Raw genomic sequence first — 15,746 nt, 5'->3', positions numbered from 1 at the left:
GTCGCCTGGTGACCGCGGGCGGGTCCGTCAGCCCGCGGTCACGGCGCGGCGTCATCCGTCCACGGAACCGGACACAGCGGGAGCCCGGCGCTCAGCCGCCGTCGTCGGTGCGGTGCCCGCCGTGTCGCGGCGCGGCGGCAGTACCGCCACACACACCAGCGTCGCCGCCAGCAGGGCTGCCGCGCAGCCGAACAGGGTGGGGGTGTAGCTGCCGGTCAGGTCGTGCAGGAGGCCGGGGACGTAGGAGCCGAGGGCCGAGCGCACCTGGTGGACCATCGGCAGCAGGCCGAAGAGCACGCCGAGTTGGGAGGGGACGAAGTGGTGGGTGGCGATCACGTTGGTCGGGTAGACCGTCGCGAAGCCCACCAGGCCGAAGAGGAGGCCGAAGGCCAGCAGCCAGGTGCCGTGCGGGGCCAGGGCGAGCATGGCCCAGGCGGGGTTGATCAGGCGCTTCACCGCTGGTGCTCGTCCTTCCTGGCTCGCTTGTCGGGCCCGTCGGATCCCGCGTACCTCTCGGACTTCTCGGGCTCGTCCTTCCTCGCGATCGTGCGCAGGCGTGCCACCAGGTCCTCCGCCTCCGCCTCCCGGAACGCCCCGAGCACGTCGGCGTTGAGCTCGGTGGTCGTCCGCTGTACCTCGTCGCGCAGGGCCCTGCCCGCGTCCGTGAGACGAAGTCGTACGAGCCGGCGGTCTTGCGGTCGGGGGCGCGGGTGAGCAGGGCCGTTGCGTTCCAGGCGGTCGATCACCCCGGTGATCGTCGCGCTGTCCATCACCAGCCGCTCGCGCAGCTGCGCCGAACTGCGCCCGTCCTGCTCCCACAGGCCGAGCAGCACGGCGTACTGCGGCGCGGTCAGTCCGAAGGCGGCGAGGCGTGGTTTCAGCTCGGCGTGGACGCGCTGGTAGGCCTTGCTGAGCACGAACGCGATGCAGTCGTCGATCCGGGTCACGGATGGCCCTCCTGAAATCTCTCGCATACGAGAGACAAGTGCACGAGAGGTTCGTGTGCGAGAGGCTCGTGCGCACCCCCGGCTGCGTCACACCGCGAGCAGGCTGACGCCCAGGGCGATCAGGACGACGACCTTGGCGATTTCGACGACGACGTAGGCGAGGTGGCCGCGCGAGCGGGGCAGGTTCTCGCCGGCGAGGACGAGGTCGGACCTGCGGTTCAGGCGGGGGCGGACGACAGCCAGCTGGGCGAGGAGCAGAGCAGCCACGGCCACGGTCAGCACGGTGACCCGGGCCGGTGCGCCGCCCACTGAGATCGCGACGACCACGGCGCCGGCCAGGGCGATCTCCACGAGGTTCAGCGCCCGGAACACCAGTCGGCCGATGCCCAGGCCGATGGGGATGGTCACGCCCGGGGCGCGGAACTTCAGCGGCGCCTCCAGGAAGGAGATCGCCAGCACCATCCCGAGCCAGACGAAGGTGACCGCGCTCGCCGTGGCGGTTGACATGGTGTTCATCGCTGTGTGTGCCTTTCTCCCCAGGGCCGTCCCACGGCCCGTTCACTTCATTCGGCGGATGCCTCGGCCAAGTGGGCCAGACAGGAGTCGGGTTCGGCGAACGGTTCCAGACCGGTCGCGGTCAGCGGGGCCCGCAGTTCGGCCAACGCCCCCTGCATCAGGCCCAGATGGACCGAGCAGACCAACGGGCCGTACTCCTCGGCCAGTTCGAGGAAGGGGCAGTGCCGAAGGCGGATCGACTCCGGCGCCCCCGCGTCGCCGCTTTTCTCCAGGGCCGGGGCGAAGCCGAGGTCGTCCAGCAGGGCGACGAGCCGGGCCACCGACTGCTCGGCCGTCGGCTGCCGGAAGGGCGGCAGCGGATCGATCAGAAAACGGCCCCACGCCCGGCCGGCCTCCATCGCGGCCGGGCGCGCCTCCTCGCCGGTGGACGCCAACTGGCTGAGCAGGATCTGCGCCAGCAGGCGGTAGCTGCGCGTTCCCCCACGGTCCATGCCCGGTCGCGGCTCGTAGACGGTGCGCGGACGTCCGGGGCCGGACGGCTCCTCGACCCGCCGTTCGACCACTCCCTCGGCCACCAGGGCGTCCAGATGGAACCGCACGGTGTTGGGGTGGACCCCGATCCGCTCGGCGGCCTCCGCGACACCCAGCGGCTGCGCCGCAGCGCGCAGCACGTCCAGCACCTCGCGACGACGAGGGCTCTCCCGCAGGGTGGCCACGCCCGATCACCCTCCCTCACCTGCGGTGATTTTTTACGAATACTACATGTACTAATCTTACGGTTGCGAGGAGTGCCAGAAAGAGAGCAGCACAGGGACCGAGGGGGACACCATGACGCCGCCTTCCGCGATCGACGCCGAGCCGGCCGACCGAGCAGGGGCCGATCCGCGCGTCCTGTGCAACACCCGTTCGCTGACCGACGCGGCCGATCCGTCACCGGCGGGCGTGTGGTGGAAGCTGGCCGAGGCCGGCCGGCAACTCGACGCCAACGTCGTCCGTCTCGCCCCGGGCGGGCGCATCGCACCCCACTCCGAGCCCGACCTGGACGTCCTGCTTCTGGTCGTGTCCGGCTCCGGCGTTCTCGGCGCGGGCCCCGCGGATGAACCCCAGCCCCTGGCCGAGGGCGCGCTGCTCTGGCTGCCGCACGGCTCCACCCGCAGCATCACCGCGGGCGACGACGGCCTCGCCTACCTGACCGTCCACCGGCGCCGCCCCGGCATGCAGATCCGCCCTCGCGCCGACGTGTCACCGGCGTGACCCATGCACGCTTCGGGCGGACGGCAGTTGACCGCCGTACGCCCGGTGTCCATGCCCGGGGACGCACGCTCTAAGGTGCCCCCGTGACTGCGTTTGCCGATGAGAGCGTCCCCGGCCGCCACGGCCCCACCGCCACCACCGAGGCCGACCCCCGTGAGGTCGGCCGGGTGCGGACCGAGTACTCGCCCGCACACGACGGCGACCCCGACCCCGGGGAGATCGTCTGGACGTGGGTGCCCTTCGAGGAGAACGACGGCCGCGGAAAGGACCGGCCGGTGCTCGTCGTGGCCCGGGAGGCCGCGGGCACGTTCCTCGCCGTTCAGCTGTCCAGCAAGCGGCACGACGGCGACCGGGAGTGGGTGCCGATCGGGAACGGCCCCTGGGACCGTTCGGGGCGGGACTCCTGGGTGGACGTCGACCGGGTGCTGCGGCTGCACGAGGAGGGCATGCGGCGCGAGGCGTGCGCGCTGGACCGGATGCGGTTCAACCTCGTGGTGCACCGGCTGCGGGAGCGGTACGGCTGGAACTGAGGCGCCCGCGTCATGACCGGGCGCCGGCTCCCTCCACACCGAACCTCACGGCAAGCGCTGACGCTCCGGAAACGCCCGTACGAACGCCTCACGGACCACGTTCCCCGGGGTGCGGTCCAGCACCGCGAACACCACATGCGCGAAGGCCCCCGCGAACCGCCCGCCGAGCTCGAGCCGGAAGGCGCGCGCCACCTGCGCCGGGTTGTTGCGGAACACGCCGCAGCCCCAGGCGCCCAGCACCAGTCGCCGGCAGCCCTGTGCCGCGGCCGTCTCCAGCACTCGCTCGGCCCGGACGGCCAAGGCGCGCGGCAGTTCGGCGGCGCGCTCCGGTGCCCTACGCAGGACGATCCCGGCGTTCGGGGCCGCGGCGGTCAGGAAGCCGGCGGTGTACGGCTCGTCGAGCAGGCGGCCGCGGTCGTCGCGGAAGACGGGCACGGCGGGTGAGTGGACGACCCGGTCCGAGTAGAAGGGGTCGCGGTGGGCCCGGTGGTGGTCGTAGAACTGCCGCGCCCGCAGCAGGCACGTCTACAGCGCGGAGGCGCGGCACAGGGCCTCCTCCTGGGCCTGTGCGCCGTTCAGGAAGCCGCCTCCGGGGATGGGGGCACCCCTGCTCGAACGAAGCTGAGAGCTTGGGGAGGGCCGAGGCGAAGTTCAGTATGGCCACCGGGCCGGTGAGCCGGCGGGCGGCCTCCAGGCTGCTCTCACCTGTGACCTCGACGCATGTCTCCGCGGGAGCCCACGGCGGCACCGGTACCGGGTCCGGCCCGTACTTCCGCGTGCCCTCCCGCGCGGCCTCGACCGTCGCCGCGAGGGACACCTCGCGCCCATCGGCGGTGCGGTACGCCCCCGCCGCCACGATCTGCTCCGTCTGCTGCGCGATGCCGCGCAGGCGCGCACTCATGGCGCCACCCCCGTAGGCGCCATGATCGCGGGCCGCGCGGCCTCCCCCGTCGTGCTCATGAACGCATCGTGAGCGATCCTGGACATGCGGTGCAACGGAGTTTCCCGGCCCGGGACCTCACGGGTACATCACGGAAACGGAGATTGCGGACCAGGTTTGTCACGATCTGTACCCTTGTGCGAATCGGCCGGAGGGTCTTGGGTGGGACGGAACAATGCCGGTCCGAGCCCGCCAGCCCCAGGCCGGTGGCATGGTGGAATCTCAGGAGGATCCCGACATGTCCGATTCGTCAAGTGGCTGTACGGAGCCCCGTGCCGCCGTCACCGAAGCCGAGGTAGAGGCTCTGGTCCACGGCATCTGCTTCAAGACCGGACCGCCCCGCGCCCTCGGGGTCGAAGTGGAATGGCTCGTCCACGAGCTGCGTTCGCCGCAGCTCCCCGTGACACCCGAACGACTCGAAGCGGCCTATGCCGCGCTGCGGACCGTGCCCCTGAGGTCGGCGCTCACCGTCGAGCCCGGCGGCCAGCTGGAACTGAGCTCGCCGCCCGCCGCCTCCCTGATGGAGTGCATCGGTACCGTCTCCGCCGACCTCGACGCCGTCCGCGCCGTCCTCGCAAAGGACGACCTCGGCCTCGTCGGCCTCGGCCACGACCCCTGGCACACGCCCCGGCGGTTCCTGCGCGAGCGGCGCTACGACGCCATGGAGGCCTGTCTGGACCGCCGAGGTCCGGCCGGTCGCCACATGATGTGCACCTCGGCCTCCGTCCAGGTGTGCCTGGACGCGGGCCACGAGGAACCCGGGCCGCTCGGCCACGGGCGGCGCTGGTGGCTCGCCCACCAGCTGGGCCCGGTCCTGGTGGCCGCGTTCGCCAACTCCCCGCTGCTCGGGCGGCAGCCCACGGGCTGGCTCTCCACCCGGCAGCTGCTGTGGACGGAGATCGGCGCGGGCCGGGCGGGCGCTCCCCCGCTGGACGGCGATCCGCGCGCCGCCTGGGCCCGGCACGTGCTGGACGCGCCCGTGATGTGCGTCCGGCGCGACGACGGGCCGTGGGACGTGCCCGAGGAGCTGACCTTCCGGGAGTGGACCCGGTCGGCCGTCCCGAGGCCGCCGACCAGGGACGATCTCGTCTACCACCTCACGACCCTGTTCCCGCCGGTCAGGCCGCGCGGCCACCTCGAGCTCCGCATGATCGACGCGCAGCCCGGGGACGACGGGTGGATCGTGCCGCTCGCGGTGACGGCGGCGCTCTTCGACGACCCGGGAGCGGCCGAGACCACCTACCGGGCGGTGAAGCCACTTGCCGAGCGGGGCCTGGCCCTGCCCGCGCCGCACAATCCGCTGTGGATCGAGGCGGCCCGGTCCGGGCTCGCCGACCCCGAGCTGTACGACGCGGCCGTCGCCTGCTTCGCGGCGGCCCTGGAGGCCCTGCCGCGGCTCGGCGCCAGCCACCAGGTCACGGGCGCCGTCGCGGCGTACCTGGACCGCTACGTCCTGAAGCGCCGCTGTCCCGCCGACGACCTGCTCGACCCACTGCGCGGCACGGACCGTCGCGCCCACGGGAAGGACATCCGCACATGACCGACCCCGCCCACGATGCCGAGACGCTCCGCGAGCGGGCGCTGACCACGCTGACCACGGCCCGTGACCGCACCACGCTTCTGACCACTTGCGTCGACGAGCCCGACCTCACCGCCCAGCACTCACCGCTGATGTCCCCGCTGGTGTGGGACCTCGCGCACATCGGCAACCAGGAGGAGCTGTGGCTGCTGCGGGCGGTGGCCGGACGGGAGGCGATGCGCCCCGAGATCGACACTCTGTACGACGCCTTCGAGCACCCGCGCGCCGAACGGCCCTCACTGCCGCTGCTGCCGCCGGACGAGGCCCGCACGTACGCGGCGGAGGTGCGCGGCCGGGTGATGGACCTGCTGGAGAGCACCGCGTTCCACGGAACGCGGCTGACCGAGGCGGGCTTCGCCTTCGGGATGATCGCGCAACACGAACAGCAGCACGACGAAACGATGCTGATCACCCATCAGCTCCGTAAGGGCCCGCAGGCCCTGACGGCCCCGGACCCGGAACCGGCGGCGCTGTTCACCGGCCCGGCCGAAGTCCTCGTCCCCGGCGGTCCCTTCACCATGGGCACCTCCACCGAACCGTGGGCGCTGGACAATGAGCGGCCCGCGCACATACGCGAGGTGCCGCCGTTCCACATCGACACCACTCCGGTGACGAACGCCGCCTACCAGGCGTTCATCGAGGACGGCGGCTACGAGGACCCCCGCTGGTGGACACCGGAGGGCTGGGCCCACATACGGCAGCACGACATCGGCGCGCCGCTCTTCTGGCGCCGCGACGGCGGCCAGTGGCTCAGGCGCCGCTTCGGCGTCACCGAGGCCGTGCCGCCCGACGAGCCGGTGCTGCACGTGTGCTGGTACGAGGCCGACGCCTACGCCCGCTGGGCCGGGCGCCGGCTGCCCACCGAGGCCGAGTGGGAGAAGGCCGCCCGCCACGACCCCGCGGGCGACCGCACGATGCGCTACCCGTGGGGCGACGCCGACCCGACCCCACAGCACGCCAACCTGGGCCAGCAGCACCTGCGCCCGGCTCCCGCCGGCAGCTATCCGGCCGGTGAATCACCGCTCGGCGTACGGCAGTTGATCGGTGACGTGTGGGAGTGGACGGCGAGCGGCTTCCTGCCGTATCCGGGGTTCCAGGCGTTCCCGTACAAGGAGTACTCGGAGGTCTTCTTCGGGCCGGAGTACAAGGTGCTGCGCGGCGGTTCGTTCGCCGTGGACCCGGTGGCCTGCCGGGGCACGTTCCGCAACTGGGACCACCCGATCCGGCGGCAGATCTTCGCCGGGTTCCGCACGGCCCGCTCGGCGGACGTCTGATGTGCCGTCACCTGGCGTACCTGGGTACCGAGGAGCCGCTCGGCCGGCTCCTGGTGGAGCCCCCGCACGGGCTGTACCGCCAGTCGTGGGCGCCACGTCAGCAGCGGTACGGGACGGTCAACGCCGACGGTTTCGGGGTGGGCTGGTACGCCGAGGGGGACCCGGTGCCGGCGCGGTACCGCCGGGCCGGGCCCATCTGGGCCGACCTGTCCTTCGCCGACCTGGCCAGGGTCGTACGGACCACGGCGCTGCTCGCCGCGGTGCGGGACGCGACCCTGGCGGGCGCGGACGCGGAGGCCGCGGCGGCGCCGTTCGCCGCGGGCCGGTGGCTGTTCAGCCACAACGGCGCCGTGACCGGCTGGCCGGGCTCGCTCGCCGCGGTCGCCCGGACCCTGCCGCCGCAGGACCTGCTGTCGCTTCAGGCCCGCAACGACTCCGCCCTCGTGTGGGCGCTGGTGCTGGCCCGCCTGCGCGGTGGCGACGAGGAGGGCCAGGCGCTCGCCGACACCGTGCTGGAGGTCGCCGCGGCGGCCCCCGGATCCCGGCTCAACCTGCTGCTCACCAACGGCGAGACCATCGCCGCGACCACCTGGGGCGACACCCTCTGGTACCTCGCGGAGCCCGGCCGCCGCACGGTCGTGGCCTCCGAGCCGTACGACGACGACCCCCACTGGCGTCAGGTCCCCGATTGCACCCTGCTCGCGGCGAGCCGCACGGACGTCCTGCTCACCCCGCTCAAGGACCTCACCGAGGACCTGGCATCCGCACCATCCGAGGAGCCCCGTACGTGAGTCCGTTCCATCTCACCAGCATCCTGCCCGAGGACGCCATGGCCGCCGCGCTGCGCGCCGACGTCCTCCACGGCCTGACCTCCGACCCCAAGACGCTGCCGCCGAAGTGGTTCTACGACGCGCACGGCAGCGAGCTGTTCGAGCAGATCACCGAGCTGCCCGAGTACTACCCGACGCGCGCCGAGCGCGAGATCCTCATCACCCGCGCCGACGAGATCGCCGCCTCGATGCCCGCCCGCACCCTGATCGAACTGGGCTCCGGCTCCTCGGAGAAAACGCGCTACCTGATCGACGCGCTGACCGACCTCCACACCTACATCCCCGTCGACGTCAGCGACAGCGCCCTCACACAGGCCGGGCAGGCACTGGTCGCCGAGCGGCCGGGGCTGAACGTGCACGCGCTGATCGCCGACTTCACCGCGCGGCTGACGCTCCCCGACACGCCCGGACCACGGTTGCTGGCGTTCCTCGGCGGCACGATCGGGAACCTGCTGCCCGCCGAGCGCGCCACGTTCCTGGGCCGGGTCCGCGCCCTGCTCTCCCCCGGCGACGCCCTGCTGCTCGGCACGGACCTGGTCAAGGACGAACGGGTCCTGGTCAGGGCGTACGACGACGCGGCCGGGGTGACGGCCGCGTTCAACAAGAACGTCCTGGCCGTCGTCAACCGCGAGCTGGGTGCCGACTTCGATCTCGACGCCTTCGAGCACGTCGCGCTCTGGGACCCCGGCAACGAGTGGATCGAGATGCGGCTGCGCTCCCGGACGGCGCAGACCGTGAAGGTGCCCGCGCTCGATCTCGCCGTCTACTTCGCGGCGGGCGAGGAGCTGCGCACCGAGGTGTCGGCCAAGTTCAGGAAGGAGGGCGTGAGCGCGGAACTGGCCGCGGCCGGGCTGGAGTTGACACGGTGGTGGACCGACGGAGAGGGGCGCTTTGCGCTGTCGCTGAGCGTGGCGCGATGAGAGCCGGCAGGGACTTTCATCCCAGGTTCGGGGCGAGTGCCTGAGTGATCCGGCGGGAGGCGCGGCGGGCCTCGGTCACCGGACCGGATCCGGTGAGCACCTTCGTCATGTACTCCTTGATCGGGTTGTCGGCCTCGACCGCCGCCCACTGCGGCGTGCCGGGGGTCGCCAGGCCGTGCGCGGCGCCCGCCGCCATGGCCGCGCCCCCTCCTCGCCCGCGACCGCTCCGGCGAGTTACTCGAGCGTCGGATTGGTCAGCCGGCCGCCCTCGACGTACTGCGCGACCTGCGTGTTGCCGACCTCGATGACGTCGGGACCGTGCCCGGAGTCCGCCGTGAGCGCGGCCTGCACCTTTGGCCGATCCCGGTCCACTCCTGGATGCGGATGTCGAGGCGCAGATCCCCGTGGGTGCGCGCGAAGTCCTCGGTGAAGCGCCGCAGGAACTCCTTCGACGCGCTGTCCTTCATCAGCCACACGGTGACGGTGTGCTGCTCGCTTCCGCCGTGCGGCAGTACACCGCAGGCGCTCACGAGGGAGGCGGTCACACAGAGGAGGGCGAGGAGGCCACATCTCACGAGGGGTCCTGTTCTGTCTGGCGGACAGGCGGAGGGTCCCGACGTGGGGGGGCAAGCGAGGTTTCGCACGGGTGTGCAGGATTTTGGTATGGACCAATGCGGAGGTCATGGGCGCAGGGACCGTGGAGGCGTACGCCTCGCGCTCTGCCTCCGCATACGGCACGGTGGAGTGACGCGTGACACATGCGCCACGGGTGGACGTGATGTCCCCGTCCCGGCGGAGAGGAGCACCCGCATGACCGACCACACGTACCGGGTCACCGAGATCGTCGGCAGCTCGCACGAGGGCGTCGACCAGGCCATCCGCAACGCCATCACCCGCGCCTCGCAGACCCTGCGCAACCTGGACTGGTTCGAGGTGACCCAGGTCAGGGGCCAGATCGAGAACGGGCAGATCGAGCACTACCAGGTCGGCCTGAAGGTCGGCTTCCGGATCGAGGACGCGGACTGACCGGTCCGGAAGGTCCGAAAGCCGGATCTCTCCGAGGTCTCTCTCAGGTCCGTCCTTCGCGCTCCTGCGCGACCTTCAGTTCGGCGGACGGGGTCGCCCAGCGGGCCTGCAGGACGGGAAAACCCGCCCGTTCGGCGTCCTCGCACACCAGCTCGTCGTCGTCCACGAGGACACGGACCTCGCGGTCGCGGGCGAGGCGGCGGAGGACCTCCAGCTTGGTGCGCCGGGCGGGCCTGCGGTCGTCGTTGCGCCGCATGAAGACCCGCCCCTCGGGCATCCCGTGGGCGGCGAGCCAGTCGAGCGTGTCGCGGCGGCAGCGCTCGGGCCGCCCGGTGAGGTAGACGACCTCGCACTCCCGCGCGCTGTCCCGGGCGAGCCGCACGCCCTCTTCGAGCGGAGGGTCCTCGGGGGCGGCCGCGAAAAAGGCGTCCCAGTCCCGGGGCCGGCGCTCCAGGAACCGCTGCCGGTGCGCCGTGTCGGCAAGGGTGTTGTCCAGATCGAACACGGCGAGGGGCCGTTTGCTGCTGTCCGTCACGCCGCCCAGCCTAAACAGCCCCGCATCCGCCCCGCTCACCCCGGCAACCTTCCCGCTCCCGGCGGCCACTGCCCTGCGACGGAACAGGCAGACAGGGCCGGCAGTCGGAGCGTCGGAGCGGGAGGACGCATGCGTACCACGGGCAGGGCGAGCAGGCTGCGACGGCTGCACCGGCAACGTCTTCGCCCGCCTGTCCACGCACGACAACTACGAGACCGGCTTCCAGCTCCAGGGCACCTCCGGCGACAATCAGATCCTGAACCTGGACAGTTACGCCAACCGAGACCCCCGCAAGAACGGCGAGAGCGCCGACGGTCTGGCGATCAAGGAAGCCAGCGGAAGCGTCAACGTGGTGCGCGGCGCACGGCTGTGGAACAACGTCGACGACGGCTTCGACGCGTGGAAGTTCACCTCGCCGGTCCTCATCGAGGACACGATCGCGTACGGCAACGGCTTCATCCGCTGGGACTTCCCCGACTTCGCGGGCGACGGCAACGGCCTCAAGCTCGGCGGGGGCAGCCCGGCCCCGGCGGTGGCCCACACCGTGCGCAACAGCATCGCCTTCAAGAACGCGGCGCACGGCTTCACGGACAACGGCAACGCGGGCGCGCTCACCCTGACCCACGACACCACCTACGCCAACCAGGGCACCGGCTTCGACGTCGACACCGCGGGCGGAAAGGCCCTGCTCACCGCCGACCTGTCCGTCGCCGACACGCGCGCCGCCGCCCTCGGCGCCTCGACGGTCTCCACCGGCAACTCCTGGAATCCGGGCGGCACGTGGAACGAGTCGTCCGTCCTCAGCACGGACCCCACCCCCGTCACGGGCCCGCGTACCCAGGACGGCTCCCTGCCCACCGGCCCCGGGGTTCCTCGTCCCCCGCAACGGGGCGAACGTCCGGGCCCGGCTGTGACACGCCGTCCGGCTCCGGTTGCCTGTCCCCGCTTCGGCATCGACCCCGCCGCCGACGGCTCCGCGAGGGCCGGCGACGTGGCCGACAGTGTCCGCACCGACTGCCACGACCGGCTCGGCCTCACCGACCTGCTGAGCGCCCGGGTCGATTCCCGACCTCGGTCACAGCATCACAGCGGCGCCGTCGGGATGCGTGTCCGGGCCGTGCCCCCGATGCTGGAAACATGTCCGGACCACTGCCCGTGATCGTGCACCCGCCCTCCCCGACGGGCGGCCGGCGCGTCCGCGTGAACGGGGAGATCCTCGGGCTGGCGTACGGCGTCGCGGACGTCGCCGAGTTCCTCCGCCGCGCCGGGCTGGACGTCGACCCCTTGGAGGTCGCGGTGTCCCCGCTGATCGACTGGCGCGGGGGCGGGCCGGAGTACTGGGGTCCCGAGACGGACGCCCCCTCGCACTGACGGCCCGGGACGGCCGCGGGAATCCTGCGGGCCCCCGGCGTTGAACCCTGTGTGAGTTCAGTGATCGCTGCCACCCGCTTCTCCGTGCTCGACCGCTCCCGCACCCGCGAGGGTCACCCGGACGCCGAGGCGCTGCGGGACACCGTGCGGCTGGCGCAGGAGGCGGAGCGGCTGGGCTGTCACCGGTTCTGGGTGTCGGAGCACCACGGCGTGCCCGGTGTCGCCGGATCCGCCCCGACCGTACTGGCCGCGGCCGTCGCCGCCGCGACCCGCACGATCCGGGTCGGCACCGGCGGGGTGATGCTGCCCAACCACCGGCCCTTGGTCGTGGCCGAGCAGTTCGGCGTGCTGGAGTCGCTGTTCCCGGGCCGTATCGACATGGGGCTGGGCCGTTCCGTGGGCTTCACCGACGGCGTGCGCAAGGCCCTGGGACGCGACAAGGGCGACGTCGAGGACTTCGCGGCGCAGCTCGAGGAGCTGCTCGGCTGGTTCCGGGGCGAGATGCCCGCCGCACTCTCCACTCTGCACAACAGGCTCCGCGTCAGCGCCTCCGTGCGGCTGCGGGGCACGGCCCGCAGTTCCGCGGCGACGGTCTTCACTGACACGGGCCGCTCGGGGTGCAGGTCGTAGCTCTGCCACGCCTGGCCCATCACGCCTTGACCGAGCACCGACTTCAGCCGGTAGCGGTCGCGGAGCAGCATTCCCGGAGCAAATTCCTGCATTTCTCCCGTCCTCCACACTCCCCATACAGAAGCCGCGCGTGTTTGCAGGCGGGCGCGAGCCGGGACCCGACTGGGACGCTCTGGGCTCTTTCGTCCTCTCCGCGCTGGAAGCCCTCGACCGCCCGGACGACGATTTGCCGGAGAGCACCGTCCGCGTCCCCCTGCTCGACCTGCTGGACGACGAGGTGGACGTCACTCCGGGGCGCTACACCGCATCGAGCACAGAACCTTCCGGCACCGAACTCGCGGCTTCATGGAAGGAATTGAGTGTTCACTTGGCCATCCTGGCCGGCCACGTGCAGCACCTGTCGTTCGGGACGATCTACGCGGAGGCCCAGCGGCGGTACTTCGAGTCGGTCGCGCCGTACGCCCGCAGGCTGATCCACCAGGTCGGCGCTCCGAAGGTCGGGGAGATCACCGGGCTGCCGCCCGCCGTGTCGCTCCGGCAGCGTCGGTCGACGCCCACGTCCCGTTCGTCCGTCGGGACAGGGCAACTCGGTGTTCGTGGTGGAGCACCACCTGGACGTCGTGCGCGGCGCCGACTGGGTCGTGGACATCGGCCCGCGCGCCGGAGAGCACGGCGGGCGGGTGCTGCACAGCGGTCCGGTGGCCGACCTGGAGGGGGTCGCGGAGTCGGCGACGGCCCGCTTCCTGTTCGACCGTTCCCCCGCTCCGGTACGCGAAGTCCGCGAGCCCCGTGGGCAGGTGAAGGTCGGCCCGGTCACCCGCCACAACCTGCGCGGGGTGACGGCCGAGTTCCCGCTCGGTGCCTTCAGCGCGGTCACCGGTGTGTCAGGGTCGGGGAAGTCGACGCTCATCGGCGAGATCACGGAGGCTGGCGGGCGTCGGGAGGCTGGTCTCGGTGGACCAGAAGCCGATCGGCCGCACCCCGCGGTCGAACCTGGCCACGTACACCGGGCTCTTCGACACCGTACGGAAGGCGGCCACGGACGAGGCCCGTGAGCGCGGTTACGGCGTCGGGCGGTTCTCCTTCAACGTGGCGGGCGGGCGGTGCGAGACCTGTCAGGGCGAGGGGTTCGTGGGTGTGGAGCTGCTGTTCCTGCCGAGCACGTACGCGCCGTGCCCGGACTGCGGCGGGGCCCGCTACAACCCCGAGACACTCGAAGTGACGTACCGAAGTGACGTACCGGGGACGGAACATCGCGCAGGTCCTCGATCTGACGGTGGAGAGCGCGGCGGAGTTCTTCGCCGACACCCCGGCCGTCGCCCGCAGCCTCGGCACCCTCCTCGACGTCGGCCTCGGCTACCTGCGCCTGGGCCAGCCCGCGACCGAGCTCTCGGGCGGCGAGGCCCAGCGCATCAAGCTCGCGAGCGAACTGCAGCGCGGCCGCCGCGGCCACACGCTCTACCTCCTCGACGAGCCGACGACCGGCCTGCATCCGGCCGACGTCGAGGTGCTGATGCGCCAGCTGCACGGTCTCGTCGACGCCGGGCACACCGTGATCGTCGTCGAGCACGACATGTCCGTCGTCGCGGGCGCCGACTGGGTCATCGACCTGGGCCCGGGCGGCGGCGACGCGGGCGGGCGGATCGTGGCGGCAGGTCCGCCGGCGGAGGTCGCCCGGGCGGAGGGGAGCGCTACGGCTCCCTATCTCGCACGGGCGCTGCGGGGCGACGGATAGCTCTGCCGCGGCCCGGTCAGACCTGCGGTCAACCGGTCGTCCACGCCGGAGGGCGGCTGCTCCGTCCGTCCGGCCACCTGCCTCACCAGCGCCGCGTGTGTCCACCGCGGCTCGCCCGCCCTGTCCGGCTGGGCGGCCTCGGCGAGCGCGCGGCGGTCCGGGTGGGCGTCCGCCGGGATGGCCGGGCTCACCTCCACCTCGGCCACCAGGCCACGCGACGACACCACCCGCCACAGCGAGGCGAGCAGGGTGTCCTCGCCGACGAAGGCCGGGGTCGTGGTGGCCGCTCCCCCGGCCAGGCGGTAGCGGATGCGGACCGGCTGGACCGGGACCCGGGCGTCGAGGGCGGCCTGGAAGACGGCCCGGCGGAAGGGGCCCTGGGCGCGGCCGCACCAGGTGCTGCCCTCGGGGAAGGCCGCGACCGCGGCACCCTCGCGCAGCGCCCCGGTGATCCGCGCGACCGTGTCCGGCAGGGCGCGCAGCCGGTCCCGCTCGATGAACAGGGCGCCGCCGCGGGCCGCCAGCGCGCCCGCCACCGGCCACCGGCGGATCTCCGTCTTGGCCAGCATCCGGGCCGGGCGCACCGCCGCCAGCAGCGGGATGTCCAGCCACGAGATGTGGTTGGCCACCAGCAGCAGGCCACCGGCCGGCGGGGTGGTGCCGGTGATGCGGACCCGGACCCCCGAGGCCCGTACGATCGCCCGGCACCACCTTCGGACCAGCTCGGCGGGGATCCGCCCGCCGAGCGGCGACAGCGCGATCCCGGCCAGCACCAGGACCGCGACCGCCGTGAGCCGCAGCACGGCCCGCGGCAGGGCCGCCGCGGTCCCCGTCGGCTCCACGCACGCCCTCGGGGTGCAGGGCGCGCTGGGCAGCCAGACGCTCATCAGACCGGTACGAGGGAGAGGAAGTGCCGCAGATAGCGCGGGTTGACCCGGCGCATCGACAGCAGCACGTACAGGTCGGCGACCCCGAAGTCCGGGTCGTGGGCGGGCTCTCCGCACACCCAGGCACCCAGGCGGAGGTAGCCGCGCAGCAGGGCGGGCACGTCGGCGGGGGCGGCCGGGGCCTCGGTGTTCGGGACCCAGGGCAGCAGCGGTCGTACCCGGAACTCCTCCGGAGCCAGGTGCTTGGCGCGCACCCGGTCCCAGGTGGCGGACGCGAGCGCGCCGCCGTCGGCCAGCGGGATCGAGCAGCAGCCCGCCAGCCACTCGTGGCCGCGGTCCACCATGTAGCGCGCTATCCCGGCCCAGATCAGTCCGATCACCGCGCCGTCGCGGTGGTCGGGGTGCACGCAGGAGCGGCCCACCTCCACCATGCCGGGCCGGATCGCGTCCAGCTGTGCCAGGTCGAACTCGCCCTCCGAGTACAGGCGTCCGGCGATCGCGGCCCGCTCCGGCGGCAGCAGCCGGTAGGTGCCCACGACCTGCCCGGTGATCGTGTCGTGCACGAGGAGGTGGTCGCAGTACGCGTCGAAGGCGTCGATGTCCAACCCCGGCTGCGGGCTGGACAGCAGGGCGCCCATCTCCCCGGCGAAGACGTCGTGCCGCAGCCGCTGCGCGGCCCGCACGTCCGCTTCGTCGCGGGCGAGGCTGACGGTGTAGCGAGTGGGCGCCGCGGGCTGCGGGGGGCGATCGAGCGTGGTGACGCCGGTCATGG

17 protein-coding genes and 4 pseudogenes are annotated in these 15,746 nt (G+C 72.6%); 11 read left to right on the top strand and 10 right to left on the bottom strand.

The window, feature by feature from the left end; translation table 11 throughout:
• Positions 1 to 51: 51 nt before the first annotated feature.
• The 4 genes from ABZV31_RS11750 to ABZV31_RS11735 form a co-directional block, all read right to left on the bottom strand.
• Positions 52 to 456 (bottom strand): hypothetical protein, encoded by a 405-nt coding sequence (locus tag ABZV31_RS11750; protein ID WP_355891485.1) that lies wholly within the window; start codon positions 454 to 456, stop codon positions 52 to 54.
• Positions 453 to 947, bottom strand: coding sequence for a MarR family transcriptional regulator (locus ABZV31_RS11745; RefSeq protein ID WP_355891482.1), 495 nt, complete (start codon positions 945 to 947; stop codon positions 453 to 455). Before ABZV31_RS11745 ends, ABZV31_RS11750 begins: the two co-directional genes overlap by 4 nt.
• A gap of 87 nt (positions 948 to 1,034) precedes the next feature.
• Complete coding sequence (locus tag ABZV31_RS11740) at positions 1,035 to 1,463, bottom strand: hypothetical protein (RefSeq protein ID WP_355891480.1); 429 nt, start codon at positions 1,461 to 1,463, stop codon at positions 1,035 to 1,037.
• Positions 1,464 to 1,510: 47 nt separating this feature from the next.
• Positions 1,511 to 2,179, bottom strand: a complete 669-nt coding sequence (locus ABZV31_RS11735) for a helix-turn-helix domain-containing protein (RefSeq protein ID WP_355891477.1) — start codon at positions 2,177 to 2,179, stop codon at positions 1,511 to 1,513.
• 112 nt (positions 2,180 to 2,291) lie between these two features.
• On the opposite strand from ABZV31_RS11735, the gene ABZV31_RS11730 reads away from it, so the two are divergent.
• Both ABZV31_RS11730 and ABZV31_RS11725 read left to right on the top strand, forming a co-directional pair.
• The gene (locus ABZV31_RS11730) at positions 2,292 to 2,717 is read left to right on the top strand and encodes a hypothetical protein (protein ID WP_355891475.1); all 426 of its coding nucleotides are present in this window, start codon (positions 2,292 to 2,294) and stop codon (positions 2,715 to 2,717) included.
• A gap of 83 nt (positions 2,718 to 2,800) precedes the next feature.
• Positions 2,801 to 3,247 (top strand): type II toxin-antitoxin system PemK/MazF family toxin, encoded by a 447-nt coding sequence (locus ABZV31_RS11725; RefSeq protein ID WP_355891473.1) that lies wholly within the window; start codon positions 2,801 to 2,803, stop codon positions 3,245 to 3,247.
• Between the two features lie 45 nt (positions 3,248 to 3,292).
• Here the strand turns inward: ABZV31_RS11725 and ABZV31_RS11720 are convergent.
• Positions 3,293 to 4,148, bottom strand: a pseudogene (locus ABZV31_RS11720) (TIGR02452 family protein).
• 277 nt (positions 4,149 to 4,425) lie between these two features.
• Here ABZV31_RS11720 and egtA point away from each other — a divergent pair.
• From egtA to egtD, 4 genes are read left to right on the top strand one after another with little or no spacing between them, the layout of a single operon-like run.
• Positions 4,426 to 5,727 (top strand): ergothioneine biosynthesis glutamate--cysteine ligase EgtA, encoded by a 1,302-nt coding sequence (gene egtA / locus ABZV31_RS11715; RefSeq protein WP_355891471.1) that lies wholly within the window; start codon positions 4,426 to 4,428, stop codon positions 5,725 to 5,727.
• Complete coding sequence (gene egtB / locus ABZV31_RS11710; RefSeq protein ID WP_355891468.1) at positions 5,724 to 7,040, top strand: ergothioneine biosynthesis protein EgtB; 1,317 nt, start codon at positions 5,724 to 5,726, stop codon at positions 7,038 to 7,040. Before egtA ends, egtB begins: the two co-directional genes overlap by 4 nt.
• Positions 7,040 to 7,831 (top strand): ergothioneine biosynthesis protein EgtC, encoded by a 792-nt coding sequence (egtC, locus tag ABZV31_RS11705; RefSeq protein WP_355891465.1) that lies wholly within the window; start codon positions 7,040 to 7,042, stop codon positions 7,829 to 7,831. The genes egtB and egtC overlap by 1 nt, the downstream gene beginning before the upstream one ends.
• Entirely contained in the window at positions 7,828 to 8,790 is a 963-nt protein-coding gene (egtD, locus tag ABZV31_RS11700; RefSeq protein ID WP_355891463.1) for an L-histidine N(alpha)-methyltransferase, read from the top strand. Before egtC ends, egtD begins: the two co-directional genes overlap by 4 nt.
• 16 nt (positions 8,791 to 8,806) lie before the next feature.
• Here the strand turns inward: egtD and ABZV31_RS11695 are convergent.
• A pseudogene (locus ABZV31_RS11695) lies at positions 8,807 to 9,365 on the bottom strand (hypothetical protein).
• A gap of 235 nt (positions 9,366 to 9,600) precedes the next feature.
• Between ABZV31_RS11695 and ABZV31_RS11690 the strand changes: the two are divergent.
• Positions 9,601 to 9,816: a dodecin gene (locus ABZV31_RS11690; RefSeq protein ID WP_355891460.1), complete on the top strand. Its 216-nt coding sequence runs from the start codon at positions 9,601 to 9,603 to the stop codon at positions 9,814 to 9,816.
• Positions 9,817 to 9,859: 43 nt separating this feature from the next.
• On the opposite strand, the gene ABZV31_RS11685 is transcribed toward ABZV31_RS11690, so the two are convergent.
• Positions 9,860 to 10,351, bottom strand: a complete 492-nt coding sequence (locus ABZV31_RS11685; protein ID WP_355891457.1) for a hypothetical protein — start codon at positions 10,349 to 10,351, stop codon at positions 9,860 to 9,862.
• Between ABZV31_RS11685 and ABZV31_RS11680 the strand changes: the two genes are divergently transcribed.
• The 3 genes and pseudogenes from ABZV31_RS11680 to ABZV31_RS11670 form a co-directional block, all read left to right on the top strand.
• On the top strand, positions 10,335 to 11,510 hold the full coding sequence (locus tag ABZV31_RS11680; RefSeq protein WP_355891454.1) for a right-handed parallel beta-helix repeat-containing protein: 1,176 nt from the start codon (positions 10,335 to 10,337) through the stop codon (positions 11,508 to 11,510). The genes ABZV31_RS11685 and ABZV31_RS11680 overlap by 17 nt on opposite strands.
• Complete coding sequence (locus ABZV31_RS11675; RefSeq protein ID WP_355891451.1) at positions 11,489 to 11,722, top strand: hypothetical protein; 234 nt, start codon at positions 11,489 to 11,491, stop codon at positions 11,720 to 11,722. The genes ABZV31_RS11680 and ABZV31_RS11675 overlap by 22 nt, the downstream gene beginning before the upstream one ends.
• Positions 11,723 to 11,773: 51 nt before the next feature.
• Positions 11,774 to 12,214 (top strand): annotated as a pseudogene (locus ABZV31_RS11670) (MsnO8 family LLM class oxidoreductase); the annotation flags it as partial.
• 552 nt (positions 12,215 to 12,766) lie between these two features.
• Here ABZV31_RS11670 and ABZV31_RS11665 read toward each other — a convergent pair.
• Positions 12,767 to 12,910 carry a hypothetical protein gene (locus tag ABZV31_RS11665; protein ID WP_355891448.1) on the bottom strand — a complete coding sequence of 48 codons (144 nt, stop codon included), beginning with the start codon at positions 12,908 to 12,910 and terminating at the stop codon, positions 12,767 to 12,769.
• Between the two features lie 23 nt (positions 12,911 to 12,933).
• Here ABZV31_RS11665 and ABZV31_RS11660 point away from each other — a divergent pair.
• Positions 12,934 to 14,087: pseudogene (locus tag ABZV31_RS11660) on the top strand (ABC transporter); the annotation flags it as partial.
• On the opposite strand, the gene ABZV31_RS11655 reads toward ABZV31_RS11660, so the two are convergent.
• Together ABZV31_RS11655 and ABZV31_RS11650 are read right to left on the bottom strand one after the other, a co-directional pair.
• Positions 14,054 to 14,974 (bottom strand): lysophospholipid acyltransferase family protein, encoded by a 921-nt coding sequence (locus ABZV31_RS11655; protein WP_355891445.1) that lies wholly within the window; start codon positions 14,972 to 14,974, stop codon positions 14,054 to 14,056. The pseudogene ABZV31_RS11660 and the gene ABZV31_RS11655 overlap by 34 nt on opposite strands.
• On the bottom strand, positions 14,974 to 15,744 hold the full coding sequence (locus ABZV31_RS11650) for a GNAT family N-acyltransferase (protein ID WP_355891443.1): 771 nt from the start codon (positions 15,742 to 15,744) through the stop codon (positions 14,974 to 14,976). The genes ABZV31_RS11655 and ABZV31_RS11650 overlap by 1 nt, the downstream gene beginning before the upstream one ends.
• Positions 15,745 to 15,746 lie beyond the last annotated feature (2 nt).

Origin of the sequence: Streptomyces sp. NPDC005202 (assembly GCF_040608235.1) — a bacterium.
Lineage (GTDB): Bacteria > Actinomycetota > Actinomycetes > Streptomycetales > Streptomycetaceae > Streptomyces.
Note: the sequence above shows the minus strand (reverse complement) of the source record. Positions and strands in the feature narration are given on the sequence as shown.